Origin of the sequence: Sphingobium agrisoli (assembly GCF_041877245.1) — a bacterium.
Taxonomy (GTDB): domain Bacteria; phylum Pseudomonadota; class Alphaproteobacteria; order Sphingomonadales; family Sphingomonadaceae; genus Sphingobium.
This window is the reverse complement of sequence record NZ_JBHDJI010000006.1, coordinates 115,508-130,381: the sequence shown is the minus strand read 5'-3', so window position 1 is coordinate 130,381 and position 14,874 is coordinate 115,508. Positions and strand designations below refer to the sequence as shown.

Below are 14,874 nucleotides of genomic sequence, written 5' to 3'. Positions count from 1 at the left end.
TCAGAACAACCTGTAGCTGATCGAGATACCAGCGCCGTAGCGCGCGCTGTTCTGGTTCGTGCCGACCAGGCCGTAAGCGGTCATATTCCATCGCGGCGACAAACGGATGCTCGCCCAGCTCGTGATTTCGCTCGATGCCGTACGCCCGGCAAATGTTGATTGCTGCCAGTCATAGTCCGCACCCAGGCTGATCCCTTTTGCCGCACTCAGGCTGAAACCGCCGCCTGCGCCCCAGGTCGACCGGATCGTCGAGCCTTCCGGCTTGCCAGCGAATTTGCGACGCCCGTGCAGATAAAAGCTGAACTTCCCAATGTCCTTGACCAGATCGGCGGACACCGTCACGTCGACCTTCTTCGTGCCCAGCCGCTTCTGGCGGGACGCGGTGGGCAGTTTTACCCGCGCTGTCGGCTCGAAATAGAAATCGCCGCCGAGATCGAAACTGTAGGTCGCGGCCACGTTGACATCGCCAAGGCCGCTCCGTCGTTGCATTGCGGACGCAATCGTTCCCACAGATGTTGTCCCGCCGGTCGTGTTGCCCCCCGTGCTGCCCGCTGAACCACCGTTGCCATCGTCGTCGGCGCCATTGTCGTCGGAGCCATCGCCTCCGCCATTATCCAGGCCGCCCTTGTCATCGATGAGCGCGCCGTCATCCTCATCCTCGACTTCAACGTCGCTGCCGGACGAACCGCCACCATGGGAACCGCTCGCCCCGCCTGATCCTTCAGACTTCGCGCCATTATTGGTCTTATCGCGCCCTTCAGGTGTCTGCAGCAAGGATGCCGGTCCCTCGACCCGGACCCAAGGCACCGAAACGCGCAGCTTGAGGCCGCCTCGCTTGTACGTTACCGCGACGGGCGCTGCATAGACTTTCGTATCCCGCGTATCGCCATAATCCCCGGTCGAGAAATTCAGTCCGGTCGAAAGACGCAAGCTCGAGCCTGCCGTGCCGACTTTCTGTTGCGTGACCGGCAAACTGCCCGGATCAGACGGCGCAGCATCGCGCGCTGACACCTGCGTCGGAATCGCGCCAACGCACAGAAAAGCGGCCGTCGCTCGCCAATAACGGAAATGCGCCATGATATTCCCCCCGGACTGAATAATGTCTCGCGAATATTTAGCTGGCAATGTTGAATTGCAGGACGAACAGCCTCGACCGGGTTGCGATCCTGGTCGAGGCTGCCGTTTGATCCCTATATCCTGTCAGATTTTGGGATCGTCCGCGCCACGACCACGGCGACCGCCCAGGGTATCGTCAGCGCCGCGGCCCCGGCGACCGGAGGCGATTGTGTCATCAGCGCCACGGCTTCGCTGCGCCACGGCATCATCCGCACCGCGCCCGCCACGGACATGACCGACCGGATCGTCCGCGCCGCGTCCGCCGCGAACATGGCCAACTGGATCATCGGCGCCGCGACGAGCCATCGCCACACCGGAAGTAGTCAGCATGGCAATAGCTGAACCTGCGACGATCAAGGTCTTATAAACTTGCGTCATTTGAAACTCTCCCGCATCGAATACATCCTGTCATCAGGACAAATATACAACGGGAGGACTGGAAACTTATTCCCCGACGCCGAAATTATTTTTCGATTTTTCCCACCCGGTCGACAGCAGCATCTCTTCTTCCTCCTTGCCCAGGGGGTCGGACATGCTCAGCCGGGCGTAGGCCGCATCCAGGATTCTATCATTCTTTCCACCTGCTGTGCGAATCTGGTCGGTGGCGTCCTGCGCCGCCGCATTTTTGACGAAGGCTTCGAGGGTCCAGCGGGCTTCCTCACGGCAGGCGATCCCAGTCCCGGCCGATTGCCCCCCGTCGCGGACAAATTCCCGACAATAGCGGCCATCGGCAGCTTTGGCGGTCAATTGCGGCGTGATGGTCTCTCCCTTGCCCAGATCGCCACTCTTGCCTGAAGGGAGGTTATCCAGCATCGCAACGACGGCTGGCTCCATGTCATTATTCGCCCTGTCTGGCAGGCCCACCAACAGGAAGACCGCCGCAGCGGCGGCGGCGGCACCCAATCCCGGCCACTGCCAGCGCCGCCAGCCCGGCATATTGTCGTTGCTGGCGGTCGGGCCTCGCGCTGGCGAAGCAGATGCGGTGACGATGGCGGCCTTGACCGAAGCCGTTAGAGTCGCGGGAACAGGCTCGTCAAATGCCTGCCGCAGCAAGGCATCGTTGGCCGCGAACCGTTCGGCGCGCTGCGCCAGGTCGGGCCGCGCTGCCAGTTCCTGTTCGAATGCGGACATTTGCGCCTCGTCCATCGCACCATCCAGATACGCCATCAACCGATCATCGTCTGTCGTCCATTCAGCCATTTCCATCGGTTCCGTTCACAAAGGCATCGATAGCGCGGCGCGCGCGCGCAAGGCGGCTCATCACCGTCCCGATCGGGATTTCCAATATGGCTGCGGCCTCGCCATAGCTTTTGCCATCGAAGACCACCAGCGCCATGAGCGCGCGCTGGTCATCGGGGAGCCGAGAGATTGCCGCGCGCGCCCGCTCCAGAGCGGACCGCTGTTCGACGATGCGAACGCCGTCATCGCCTTTGACCGACGACATTTCATCCACATCCACTTCCTGCCCGCGCGTTTTCACGCGTCGCGCCCGGTCGACGTTCAGATTCTGAGCGATGCGATACATCCAACTGTCGAGCCGGGTGCCGGGATCGAACAGGTGCCGACGCGACAGCGCGCGTTCCACCGTCGCCTGGCACAGATCGTCACCGCCATCACTGGATCTTGTCATAATCACGCAAAATTTCCGCAGTCGCGGGAGCAGCGCCACGATCTGATCGTTCAGATCAGCGGGCGCATCATCCCTGCGTGCCATCATCAATACACTCCCCCTCAACGGTTCGGGCCAGTGATTATTCCCGCTGCGTAGAGAATCCGCATAACCCGAACGGCTTGTTTATCGACAGATTGCACGACCGGGAATAAGCTTAACACCGTTGCGTTGTCGTCCGATGACAACCGGATGAGAGAATATGGCGATGCAGTCTCCCAAGACAGGATGGCCTCTAAAGACAGCGCTGGCCGGGGCGGTCCTGTTCGTTGTCGCACCGGTCGGCGGCGGTTTCGCCAAAGATGGTCGGGACGGTAACGGCGCTGCGGATCGGGCGGACAAGGCTTTGGAAAAGGCGGCCCGCGATGGGGCGCGTGCGGAGGAGCGCGCCGCCCGCGACCAATCGCGCTATATCGATGAGCGTGCCAAGATCATGGATCGCGCAGCGCGAGATCCGCTCAAGGCGCAGGAAGACCTGGCCAAACTGGAAGCCGACAGGTCGAAGGACCAGGCTAAGGCCGCCGAGGATGCCGCCAAGGACAGCGCCGATCTCGCCAAAGACCTCGCTAAGGCGCAGGAGGATGCGGCAAAAGCGGCCCTTGAAAGTACGCAGGACGCAGCCGACGACGATCAACAACTGGGCGACAGCCGCGACATGCGCGATCTTGGCGAGGCGGAAAGTCCTGAATTCGATGAGCGCGGGTTTCCCGTCCGGCGCGGTGAAATCGTTGCGCTCGACCTCAAGGCTGCGAGCCGACAAAATCTCGAACAGGCCGGCTTCACGATATTGGGCGGTGAGCATCTGTCCGCCATTGGTGGCGATGTCACGCGGCTGGCCGTGCCAGAAGGAGTTAGTGTCGGCAGCGCTTTGCGTCGGGTTCGGCAGATCGATCCTGACGGTACGTTCGATTACAGCCATTATTACGGACTGCAAATCACGCCCTCGGGCGCTGGTGGACGGCGCGACACGGGCAGTCTGCCCCGCCACGCAGGCGCGCTGACCATCGGAATGATCGACACGGCAGTCATGAACCATTCGGCCTTGCGCGGCGCCAAGCTGACCGTTCATGATTTCGGCGGTTCACCGGATACGGCGCCTGTCGAGCATGGGACGGCGATCGCGTCGCTGCTGGTCAATGACGGGGCCAGCCAGCTTTATGTAGCCAATATATTCCGCGGAGGCGCCGATCGCCCTTACACCTCCGCCGAGTCGCTCGTCCGCGCGCTGGAATGGATGGTCGCCAACCATGTGCCGGTGGTCAATATCAGCCTTGCCGGGCCGCCAAATGCGATCCTCGACCGGCTGGTCGAACGGACGATCGCGAAGGGTACGATGATCGTGGCGGCGGCGGGGAATGGCGGGCCATCCGCGCCGCCAGCCTATCCCGCAGCGGTACGCCCCGTCGTCGCCGTGACGGCAGTGGACGGGCGAATGCGCGTCTATCGCTACGCCAATCAGGGCCGTTACATCATGGTGGCGTCCAACGGCGTCGATGAACCGGCGGCGCAGGCGAAGGGCGGGATCGGCCGCTTTTCCGGCACCAGCTTTGCCACGCCCCATGTCACGGCATGGATTGCGCGCTGCCTTCAGGGGCATGATGGTCCGACCTGCGTCGGTCGCCTGCGCGAAAGCGCGCGGGATTTAGGACAGCCGGGTTTCGACAGGATCTATGGCTTTGGCTATGTGAGATAGCCGGACAAGGGGAAAAAGGGTGCGGTCAGTCTAACGCGAACGAGTCTCCATTCGATGCACGGAGGGCAAGAAGGGCAGCGGACTGGCTCGCCATCGCCTGCCACTCCGCAAGGGCACAGAACATGGCCGTTTTCCAACCTGTTGTTGGCCCAGCCGCCCACCTCCTGCTTATCCTCATAACAGCCAGAGCAGCCCGATTTGTCGCGCGTTCTGCTGATGTAGCTCTCGCGTATATCGCCCCCGTGATCAATGACGCGCCGGGGTCGGACCATCTCGCCGTTGGTCCTGAGGCACATCTCGTCAAGGTGCCAGCGCCAGCGGTGCAAGCCCCTCATGCGGCTGATCCGCCGCCGACGGATGTCGCCCGCGAACAGGGGGGCTGGACCTGTTCCACCAAAGCCGCGCTGTCTCATCACAGATGTCGACCCCGCGTTCGAACAGCGGCCCTCCACATCCCGCAGTGACAATAGGTAACGCAAGTACATCAGCAAGGCGAGCCGGATCATCTCGCGCCATGCGTTGAAGTAGCGAAAATGGGCTTTGCAATGAACGACACATGCCGCCTCTTCACCCCCGACCCATTTGCTGTGACAGAGCCCTTTTCAACTGACTTTTGGGTCTGAAATTAGGTTCGTCTTGACAAGGAGACTTGCCGGCTGAACAGCGGGGTCGCTTCGGCAGGCTCAAGGGGGGGCGGCGTGCGGGTTCATTATTTTTGGGGTGCTGTCAGTTTGGCGGCGCTCGGCTGGAGCGATTTGGCCGCCGCGCAGGACGGCCGCCAGCTGATCGTCACCGCTCGGCGGATGCCGGAAAATCTGGATAAGGTTCCGCAATCCCTGTCGCGCCTGTCTGCCGCCACGCTGGAAGACCGGCTGGCGCGCGACGTGCGCGATTTGCCGGCGCTGGTCCCCTCGCTGCAACTGGCGACCGCGGGCTGGCGCAGTTCGGCGAGCTTCTCGCTGCGTGGACAAACCACCGGGAGCTACGCTTACGCGACGCCATCGGTGCAGGTCTATCTGGACGATGTGCCGCTGATCGCCGGTATGGCGGTCCGGCAGTTCATGGATCTTGACCATGTGGAGGTGCTGCGCGGCCCGCAGGGGACGTTGTTTGGGCGCGCGTCCAATGGCGGTGCGATCCGGTTCCTGACGCAAGCGCCTGAGCCGGGGACGGATGCGGAGTTGCGCCTTCGTGCGGGCGAGCGCGGCGAACGGGCCGTGCAAGGCGCGATGACCCTGCCGCTCGCTGGCCCGACGCTTCGGCTGCGGGTGGCGGCGCAACTCGCCGAGCGGGATGGCTTCACCAACATCGTGGGCACAAGCGTTGCGCTGGATGGCAAACATGACCTGTCGTGGCGAGCCAGCCTGATGTGGGAGCCGGCGGCGGATTTCAGCACGAGCCTGCTTTACGACGCGACGCGCATCCGCCAGTCCGCCGGGTCTGCCCTGCTCTACAGCCGGCCACGACCCTGCGCGCTTGGGCCGGCGGGGCTGGAAGGGCTGGCGTCCTGCGCCTATGGACCCGGTCTCTCGCTGCTGACCGGCGGGCAAATCGGCTATGCCGACCTGATCCGCGCGCGACCCGAATTTGCGGCCTATCCCGACGGGTTGCAGGACGCATGGCGACAACAACAGAAGCTCGGACCCCGGCGACAAGTGGTGGGCGCGACCGGACTGGCGCGCGGTGATCGGCAGGATTACGTGCTGATCGCACACCGGACCGAAGCGAACCTCGGCACCGTCACGATCCGCAATATTCTTGCCTGGCAGCGCTATCGCGACGCCACGATGATCGACCAGGACGGAACGATCTTCCCCCTGCTCGACAATGTCCGGTCGCCCAGTCCTGGCGGTCGGCAGATCGCGACCACTGGCCTGTCCGATGAAGTGCAGCTGAGCGGCACGACCGGCGGCGTCCAGTGGGTCGCCGGCCTCTTCGCGCAGCGGGTCAGGAGCGACCCGCCCGGCATCCTGTCCTTCCTGCTGCTGCCGATCGTCAACCCGCAGATCAGCAACCTGGCCAATGACGAGCATAGCCGCAGCCGCGCCATATTCGCGCAGGCGGTCGTGCCGGTGGCGCGCGATGTCCGGCTGACCATCGGCGCGCGGCGGACATGGGACCGGGTTGCCCGCTACACGCACCGTTTCGTCCAGCCCTATGACATATTCAGCGACACGGCTGGCTTGGCGATTTGCGCCGAACCGACTTCGGCCGATCTGGGCCTGCCTTTCGATCAGGACCGCTGCGTCGGGCCGGCGGCCAGCGTGCGCAGCCGGGGCACCAACTGGACGCTGGGGCTGGATTATCAGGCGTCACCAGACTGGCTCATCTATCTCGCGTCGCGCCGGGGTTATCGCAGCGGCGGTCTCAATGCCGCCATTTCGGTGCCTGACCTCCAGCGCTTCGCACCGGAAAAGCTCATCGATCTGGAAGCCGGCATGAAAGGACGATGGTCGATCGGCCCCGTGTCGGGATGGCTTGCCCTGGCGGCATACCGCGCCTGGATGCGCGACGTGCAGCGGCAGATTTTCGTCACCGATCCGGCGACCTTCCAGCTTGCGACCATCACCGCCAACGCTGCGCGTGCGCGGGTGGATGGGATCGAGCTGGAAGGTGAGGCGCGCGTGGGCGCCTTCTCGCTCTTGGGCAATGTGGGCCATGTCGACGCGCGATACCGCCGGTTCGACATTCCCACGCTGCTGCCCTCGGGCGGCTTCGGACCGCCGTCGGACGGCCGCGGCAATGCATTTGCCAACACGCCCAGGTGGACGATGGCGCTCACCGGCGCGCTGGCGCTTGCCGTCCCGAAACATTTGGGCGATGTCACAGCGTCCCTCACCGCGCGACACCAGAGCGGCTTCTGGTTTTCCGATCTGCCACAGGCGGAGCGAGACGGACGCGCCCCTGGATACTGGACGTTCGACGCGCGGCTCGCCTGGGACCGCGTCGGCGGCCGGCCGGTCGATCTGGCGTTGTTTGCGCGCAATCTGACCAACCGAACCTATGTGCTGGGCGGGCAGGCGCTCCAGCAACTGGTTGGCTTTACCGTCGCCAATTATGGCGAGCCGCGCATCATCGGGGCAGAGCTTCACTACCGGCTGCGCTGACCGGCTACACCAGCCCGCGTCGCACCGCCTCGACCGCCGCTTCTGCGCGCGAGCTGATATCGAGCTTGCGGTAGATGGTCTTGAGATAACCCGACACGGTCGATTCGCTGATCCCGAGAGCGCCCGCCGCTTCGGATACTTTGAGTCCGCGCCCGATCAGTCTCAGCACGTCGGTTTCGCGTGGGGTAAGCGCGCTGTCGGGCGCGGCCTGTCCCTCCACGAAGCGGGCATGGGCGCGAAACTGGTCGAGGATACGGGTCGCCATTGCGGGCGAGATCGGCAGTTCGCCGCGATCGATCGACGCCAGCCGGCGGCGCAAATCCTCCGGCTCCTGATCCTTCAGCAGATATCCCTGCGCGCCCGCTGCCATCGCGCCAAGCAGATGGGCGTTGTCGTCGAACAGGGTCGTCACCACCGGCTTCGCGCCGGGCAGGGCGCGCAGCAGATCGCGGATGAAGTCCACGCCCGATCCATCCGGCAGGCCAAGATCGACGAGGCAGAGCGGCGTCGAACCGGCAGGCTGCCGCGCCAGCCAGCGGCGCGCCTCCGCCAGCGTCGCGGTCGTGGCCACGACGCCTCCGGGCAAGGCGCGCTCCACCAGTCCCACCAGCCAGTCGCGGGTGGCGGCGCTATCTTCCAGAATCATGATCGACCGCTTGGTCTGCGGATCTGTCATGCGGCTGCCCCTTTGTCTCTCATGCTAAATGGAGGAGAGGGCGGGCGACACCCCGGAAACAGGGGGATGGGCAGGCAGATTGATGAGGATGCGCGTGCCGGGCATACCGGGGGTGATCGCGACATTCCCGCCGACCGCCGCGATCCGGCGCTCTATGTTGACGAGACCATAGCCCTGCGTCACGCTGGCGGGATCAAACCCGATCCCGTCATCGCTGATCGAGAGCCATAGCCGCCCGTCGGCGAGACCGCCATCGACCGCGACGTGGCGCGCCTGCGCATGGCGGATGATGTTGCTGGCGATTTCCCGCACTGCCGACGCCAGATTCTTCGATATCGCATAGTCCAGCAGGATCGCCTCGCCCGCATCGCCGATGGTGATGGGCCAATCGAGCGTCAGGCCGGCGGCGGCCAGGCGCTCGGTGCTTTCGTGGCGGATGACGGCCAGTGCCTGCGGCAGCGGCGTGCGCTCGCCGGCGAGGCCGCCGATGATCGAGCGGATATCGGCGATCGCGGCGCGGACGTCGCCGCGTATCTGCGCCGGATTGTCCCTGTGCAGGCTGGTCAGCAGCCGCGCACCCACATCATCATGTAGATCCTGCGCGATCCGGTCGCGCTCCTGTCGCACCGCTTCCTCGTAGGCGGCGCGATCGTGCTCGACTTCGGCGCAGAGCGTCGCGAAATCCTGCGCCACCGCCAGGTCGCGCGATCCGAACAGCCCGCGCCCGCCCCAGGGATAGCGCAGCAGCAGCGGCGGCGCGCCGGCGACGGCCGGCAGGGCGAGGCCGACCCCGTCCTCGACCAGCGTCGGCCGGCACAGCGGCTCGTCATGGCGCTCGATCGTCAACGGACGGAACAGTGTTTCCAGCATGGCGTGCCAGCGGCGATGCCGCTCGCCCTCATCGCGCGTCAGCACCACATCGACGGCCGAGCGGAACAGCGTTTCGCGGTCATGGCGCGCATTCGGCGCGATCCAGCGCCACAGCCGACCCCGCAGTAGCAGCCAGCCGGCTGTCACCAGCGCCGCGGCGATGATCCAGGCGCGGCTGGGCGCGAGGTTGAACAGGCCCATCAGCGTCAGGTCCACCGCCAGCAACGCCGCCGCCGCCAACGCATAGAGCATCACGCCATAGGACCAGCGATCCAGGTCGAAAAAGCGGAACCGTCCGATGCCGATCGCAAGCCCGCCGTAGAAGGGCAGGAACAGCAGGAAGCTCTGCGCTGTCGTCAGCCACGGCCGCTCGCCCAGCATGACCGGCAGGTGGAAGAAGGCGACATAGAGGCTGAAGCTCAGCAGCGCGACCACGCCGACCCAGCGCAAAAACACCCTTGCGGCCGGATCGCGCCGGCTTGCCCGCCATTGCAGGCTCGCCAGCACCACCAGCGCGACGAAGGCGGTCAGCATCATCCATTGCTGTCGCGCCAAGCCGGCGCTCAACTCGGGCGCGGCGACGCCCCACGCATACCAGCCGGTCAGCAGCGTGGCGATCGCCCCATATTGGCGGGCCGTGATCAGCGGCTTGGGATGCCGTCCCAGCAACCCGATCATCGCCATGGCGAAGAGGGTGACGCCCATCCAGTTCACATAGACGACCCAGACCATCGCCCCGATCATGATGCCGCCCGCGATCAACAAGGCATTGGCGCCGCCAGCGATCAGCAACGCAACGCCGGCGAGCGCGACCATGCGCGCTGCCCATGCCTCGGGCCGCAATATGAGCAGCCACATGCCAATCGCCGCACTCACCAGGCCGATCCCGAGCAGCAGCCAGATGTCGCCAGTCAGCCCGTCCAGTCCCTGCGGCGCGATCGCAACCGGCAGATCGTGAACCGCGCCCTGCCCGTCGCGGACATGGGCGATCGCGGACGCCGATTGTCCGATCGCAGCCATCTCCTTCTGCCGCGGGAACAATGTCGGCCCGACATTGGCCGTTTCCGACCCCAGGCTGTCGGCTTCGACCAGAGCCTCGACCCTGTGCCGTGCGTCGCGGCTGGAGAGGGCGACCAGATGCAGCGGTTGCGGCCAGGCGCGCAACGCGGCCGGACCATCCACGATCCGCAACGCAGTTCCGTCGGCGGTCAGCGCCAGCCCCGGCGCGGGCATCCTCGCGGCAATCGCGATCACCTCCGCGCCCACCAGCGTGAGTAGAAGCAGGAAGCTCGTCAAGATCAAGGTCGGGCGACGCATTTAAAGCCCGCCATAGCCGATGCAAATTCGGGCGTCTCGACCCAATTGTCGATGCGTCCCCCCTGTTCAAGGGGATGCGTTTTGTTCGCCCGCCTTCAATACAGCGCGACATCGCGTTCGACGTGGCGCATTGATCTGGGGGGAACATCATGAAATCGCGCATAAGCGCCTTGCTGCTGGCCGGCTGTCTGCTGGCCCTGACGCCGCCTGCCGCCGCCGAAGTCGATGATGTGGTGAAGCAGGCGTTGGCGCTGCACGGGCAGGGCAAGCCGGACCAGGCCTATGCGCTGCTTGCCCCGATGGAATCGACGCGGGCGGGCGACCCGGACTATGACTATGCGCTCGGCCTTGCCGCCGCCGACAGTGGCCGGCACGGCGCGGCGATCATCGCCCTGCAGCGTGTGATCGCGCAGCAGCCCGGCAACGCGCCGGCGCGCGCCGAAATCGCGCGGGTCTATGCGATGGCGGGCGACATCGACACCGCCCGCGCGACGTTCGACACGGTGGTGAACGATCCGACCGTCCCCGACCCGGTGCGCCAGCGGGTCGGCCGGCTGGTCCGCAACTATGACCGCGAGATCGCCGGTGGCGGACAGAGCCTGACCGGCTTCGTCGATGTCGAAGGCGGCATCGACAGCAACATCAACAGCGCGACGGGCCTCACCTCCATCACGCTGCCGGTATTTTCCTTCCTCGGTCCCGCCGCTCTGGGCGGCGCGGCGACGCGGATGGACGAACCCTATTACCAGGCGCAGGGCGGGCTGTCGGTGAGTGCCGGCCTGTCACGCCAGACCGCGGTCTTCGCATCGGTGCTGGGGTCGTGGCGCGACAATCTGGAGAGCCGTCTGTTCGATCAGGCGGCGGTCACCGGCACCGCCGGCATTCGCCACAGCTTCGCCAACCGTGACGCCATCTCCCTGTCGGGCCAGGCGCAGCGCTTCTGGCTGGGGCGCGACGGGTATCGCACAAGCTATGGCGCGATCGGCCAATATACGCATCTGGTGGGCAGTGGCAGCGCGGTGGCGCTGGGCGCGCAATATTACCGGCTCGATTATGATAATGACCCGCTGCGCGACGCCGACCGTTTCGTGGGATCGCTGACCTACACCACCCGCATCCTGTTCGCGGGCGTCGCGGGCGGCAAGGAGAATACCGTCCGTACCGGGGCCGACCATCTGGGTTACGCCTTCGCCTCGGCGCAGGCCGGCACGGAATATCCGCTGTCCGATCGCGCCGCGCTGATCGCCGGTATCAGCGCCGAGCATCGCGATTATGAAAAGACCGATCCGCTGTTCCTGAAAGGACGCAAGGACACGCAGGTCGATGCGTCGGTCGGGGTGCGCGTCATCGTCGCGGGCGGCTTCAGCGTAAGGCCGCGCGTCACCTGGACCCGCAGCTTCAGCAATATCGACCTTTACGACTATTCGCGCGTCACGGCCGCCATCGGCCTGCGCGCGGAATTTTGAACGACAGCGGGAAACGGGGAAAATCTTGCCATGACGAAGACGCATATCCTTCTGCTCGCCGGCGCATCGCTGATCAGTCTGTCGACCCTCGCCAATGCCCAGCCGCGCGTCATCTATTCGAGCGGCGGCCTGGCTAAGGACGCCGCCCTCAGCGGGCCGCAGAGCACGACCGGCGGCACCACGCAGGTCGCGCTCGATGACGGCAGCCTGCTGTCCTTCACTGGCGCGGCGGCGTTTGAGGTTACCGGCGCGAACGAGGTGTTGGTGACCGGCGGAGCGCTGACGGCGCGGGCCGGGGCGGGGGGCGTCACGGTTCGCACGCCTGCCGGCGCGACGATGCGGTTGAGTGGCGCCAACGCTGCCGCCAGCCTGCGCGTCGATGGCGGACAGGTGAGCGGCATGCCGATGGCCGGACGGCTGTCCGTCTCCTCCAACGGCGCGACCCGCAACTTCACCGCCGGCAGCGCTTTCCGCGCCGACGGCGACAGCGCGCCGCGCGCGGCGGTCACGGCCGGAGCCCAGCCGGTCTCCTCGCCCGGCGTTGGCGGCATGCTGATCGATCAGCCGACGACGCTGGCGCAGGTCATGAACAACGCCGCGCTTATCACCGGCAACGGCGGCGCGGCTGGACTGCCGATCGTGGATAATCCATTGCTGCCGCGCTATCCGCAAGCGGGGGTCGCCGATCTGCTCGAACGCGCCTATGCGGACTCGCGCATCGACTTCCCCGCCGCCAGCCAGGCGCTCAAGGATGTCTATTTGCCCTATCTGCGGAGCGGCGGGACGCCCGGCGGCTTCAACGCCACGCTCGCCGCCAACGCGTCCGCCACGCTGCTGCAATATTTGCGTCGCGGGGGCGAGGGCCCATATCAGGGGCCGCCGCAAGCGCTCGCCGACGCCTATCTCGCCTATCTGAAGGCGGCCGGACTGCCCGCCACCACCGACGAGGGCACCCGCGCGCTCATCCAGAGCTATCAGGCGCTGGTTCAGGCGGCGGCGGGCAAGGCGTTCGCTTTCAGCGGCGAGGGCGTGGCCGACAGCGTCGAGGCTTATGTCCGCTACCTGGCCGAAGGCGGTGACGCCACCGCTTACGCGCTTAGCCCCGCGCTCGTCAGCGCCTATTTCGGCTATATCCAATCGCTTGGCCTAGACGATCAGGTGGCGGAAGCGGTTCGTGCGCAGATTGCCGCCTACCAGGCGCTGGCGCAAGCGGGCGCGACCAATTTCTCCGCCACCAGCGCCGCGGAGGGGCTCGCCACCTATCTCGACTATCTCAAGCAGGGGGGCATATCGGCCGACTATTCGGCGGTCAGCGCCGCCATTCTTCAGGCGTGGCTGACCTACGTCCGCGCGCTTGGCCTGCCTGATGGTCTCGACGGCGATCTGCGCAAGCTGCTGGAAGACTATTTCGCCTATCTCGACGATGGCGGCGAGTTCGGCAAGCTGCCCGATACGCTCGAGCCCCCACCGCCACCGCCGCCGCCACCGCCTGCGGGCAAGGGCATCGGCGCCTCGACCTCGATCAAGGCGCCTACCGCGGTTGCCTTTGCAGGACCGGGCGATCCGGGCGTGCCGCTGGTCGCGCTGGACGCGAGCGGCCATCCCACGACGCTCGACTATTTCGGCGCGCCGGGCACCGCATCGCTCACCGATTTCCAGAGCGGCGATGGATGGATCATGGGGCGTTTCACCAACGGCACCTTCGGCAAGCCGGGCGACAATCGCAGCTATGCCGGCGATGACGGCGTCCATTTCGCGTCCCAGCTGCCGGTGACCAATCTGCCCACCACCGGCACGGCGACTTACACGCTGGCTGCCTTTACCGCGCCGACCTTCGTCAATGGCGGCCGTTCGCTCCTCAACCCGCAAGTGACGATGAAGCTCGGCGTCACCTTCGGCGCAAAGGAGACGTTCGGATTCGAAGGCCGCGTCGCGGGGCTCTTCAACGGCGCGCAGTCCAGCTTCGACTTCGCGACGCCGGGTGGTGGCGCAAAGGGTGTCGGAGCTGCTCCCAACAACAGCCTGCGCTATGACGGGACGCTCGGCCTCTTCGGTTCGGCCCCGGTGACAGCCAGCAGCGGCAATTTCTGCTCGCCGCTCGACGCCTGTAACGTGCTGGCGAATTTCATCGCCGGTGGCGAAGGCGCGGCGACTTTCGCGGTTGCCTGGGGTCTGCAAGCGACCGCCACGAAGAAATCGATCCTGCATGGCGCGGGCATCCTGACCAAGGACGGCACGTCCACGCCGCCCACGCCGCCTAACCCGGACGCGGCTGGCGACGCGCCTTTCGGCAAGCCGCTGATGCTGACCGCGCAGGGCGTGGGCCTCAACCTCGGCGTGAACGCGACGGCCGACATCATCGGGAACAAGGCCGGTGAACTGGCGGGCTGGAGCACCGACACCGGCAACAAGCCCTGGGCCGAACGGGGCACGGCGACGGATGTGCAGAAGGGGGGCATTGCCGGCGTGATCGGCTGGTCGCGCTGGGCGGGCGGCAAGGTGACCCTGACCGGGAACAGCACGACATTGGGCGCAAACCAGTCCGTGCATAATATCTGGGGCCAGGCCGCGACCAACGTCCCGACGAGCGGCACCGCGACCTACAAGCTGGTCGCCGCGACTCAACCGACGAGCGACGCGGGCGCGGCCGCGCCCGGCACCTTCACGGGCAGCTTTGGTGTCGATTTTGCCGGACGAAAGGTCGGCTGGGACGCCACGATCGATTTCGGCGGGCAAAGCTATGCCTACAGCACTTCCGGCGGCATCAGCGCACCTTCGGTCAATCTCCAGGCGGACAACAGCTTCGTGGGCAGCGCCAACATCTCGGGCACCAATCCCGGGCGAGGCTACGGCTTTCTGGCAGGGCCTGGCGCCAGCTATGTTGGCTTCAGCTACTTCATGAACGTCGGCACCGACCGCGTCACCGGAGTGGCGGCCTTCGGGAAAAATTAGACGCAAGG

The 14,874-nt window shown here is 65.7% G+C and carries 10 protein-coding genes; 5 read left to right on the top strand and 5 right to left on the bottom strand.

Annotation, left to right across the window (positions count from 1 at the left end):
- Complete coding sequence (locus ACETPF_RS11785) at window positions 1-930, bottom strand: hypothetical protein (RefSeq protein ID WP_373934670.1); 930 nt, start codon at window positions 928-930, stop codon at window positions 1-3.
- A gap of 228 nt (window positions 931-1,158) precedes the next feature.
- Between ACETPF_RS11785 and ACETPF_RS11780 the strand changes: the two genes are divergently transcribed.
- On the top strand, window positions 1,159-1,458 hold the full coding sequence (locus ACETPF_RS11780; RefSeq protein WP_373934669.1) for a hypothetical protein: 300 nt from the start codon (window positions 1,159-1,161) through the stop codon (window positions 1,456-1,458).
- Between the two features lie 102 nt (window positions 1,459-1,560).
- Here the strand turns inward: ACETPF_RS11780 and ACETPF_RS11775 are convergent, their stop codons facing one another.
- Together ACETPF_RS11775 and ACETPF_RS11770 are read right to left on the bottom strand one after the other, a co-directional pair.
- Window positions 1,561-2,316 (bottom strand): anti-sigma factor family protein, encoded by a 756-nt coding sequence (locus ACETPF_RS11775; RefSeq protein WP_373934668.1) that lies wholly within the window; start codon window positions 2,314-2,316, stop codon window positions 1,561-1,563.
- A complete protein-coding gene (locus ACETPF_RS11770; protein ID WP_373934667.1) occupies window positions 2,309-2,785 on the bottom strand; it encodes an RNA polymerase sigma factor in 477 nt (158 codons plus the stop codon). Before ACETPF_RS11770 ends, ACETPF_RS11775 begins: the two co-directional genes overlap by 8 nt.
- A 202-nt stretch (window positions 2,786-2,987) precedes the next feature.
- On the opposite strand from ACETPF_RS11770, the gene ACETPF_RS11765 reads away from it, so the two are divergent.
- Complete coding sequence (locus ACETPF_RS11765) at window positions 2,988-4,478, top strand: S8 family serine peptidase (RefSeq protein WP_373934666.1); 1,491 nt, start codon at window positions 2,988-2,990, stop codon at window positions 4,476-4,478.
- Window positions 4,479-5,176: 698 nt separating this feature from the next.
- Window positions 5,177-7,585 carry a TonB-dependent receptor gene (locus ACETPF_RS11760; RefSeq protein WP_373934665.1) on the top strand — a complete coding sequence of 803 codons (2,409 nt, stop codon included), beginning with the start codon at window positions 5,177-5,179 and terminating at the stop codon, window positions 7,583-7,585.
- A 4-nt stretch (window positions 7,586-7,589) separates the two neighbouring features.
- On the opposite strand, the gene ACETPF_RS11755 is transcribed toward ACETPF_RS11760, so the two are convergent.
- On the bottom strand, window positions 7,590-8,261 hold the full coding sequence (locus tag ACETPF_RS11755) for a LuxR C-terminal-related transcriptional regulator (RefSeq protein ID WP_373934664.1): 672 nt from the start codon (window positions 8,259-8,261) through the stop codon (window positions 7,590-7,592).
- A gap of 24 nt (window positions 8,262-8,285) precedes the next feature.
- Window positions 8,286-10,448 carry an ATP-binding protein gene (locus ACETPF_RS11750; RefSeq protein WP_373934663.1) on the bottom strand — a complete coding sequence of 721 codons (2,163 nt, stop codon included), beginning with the start codon at window positions 10,446-10,448 and terminating at the stop codon, window positions 8,286-8,288.
- 149 nt (window positions 10,449-10,597) lie between these two features.
- Between ACETPF_RS11750 and ACETPF_RS11745 the strand changes: the two genes are divergently transcribed.
- Window positions 10,598-11,914 carry a tetratricopeptide repeat protein gene (locus ACETPF_RS11745; protein ID WP_373934662.1) on the top strand — a complete coding sequence of 439 codons (1,317 nt, stop codon included), beginning with the start codon at window positions 10,598-10,600 and terminating at the stop codon, window positions 11,912-11,914.
- Window positions 11,915-11,944: 30 nt separating this feature from the next.
- Entirely contained in the window at window positions 11,945-14,866 is a 2,922-nt protein-coding gene (locus ACETPF_RS11740; RefSeq protein WP_373934661.1) for a hypothetical protein, read from the top strand.
- Window positions 14,867-14,874: the final 8 nt, after the last annotated feature.

Excerpts from the sequence above, each read along its gene's own strand:
- ACETPF_RS11775 (WP_373934668.1), bottom strand. The coding sequence starts at position 2,316 with ATGGCTGAATGGACGACAGACGATGATCGGTTGATGGCGTATCTGGAT.
- ACETPF_RS11765 (WP_373934666.1), top strand. The coding sequence starts at position 2,988 with ATGGCGATGCAGTCTCCCAAGACAGGATGGCCTCTAAAGACAGCGCTG.
- ACETPF_RS11755 (WP_373934664.1), bottom strand. The coding sequence starts at position 8,261 with ATGACAGATCCGCAGACCAAGCGGTCGATCATGATTCTGGAAGATAGC.
- ACETPF_RS11750 (WP_373934663.1), bottom strand. The coding sequence starts at position 10,448 with ATGCGTCGCCCGACCTTGATCTTGACGAGCTTCCTGCTTCTACTCACG.
- ACETPF_RS11745 (WP_373934662.1), top strand. The coding sequence starts at position 10,598 with ATGAAATCGCGCATAAGCGCCTTGCTGCTGGCCGGCTGTCTGCTGGCC.
- ACETPF_RS11740 (WP_373934661.1), top strand. The coding sequence starts at position 11,945 with ATGACGAAGACGCATATCCTTCTGCTCGCCGGCGCATCGCTGATCAGT.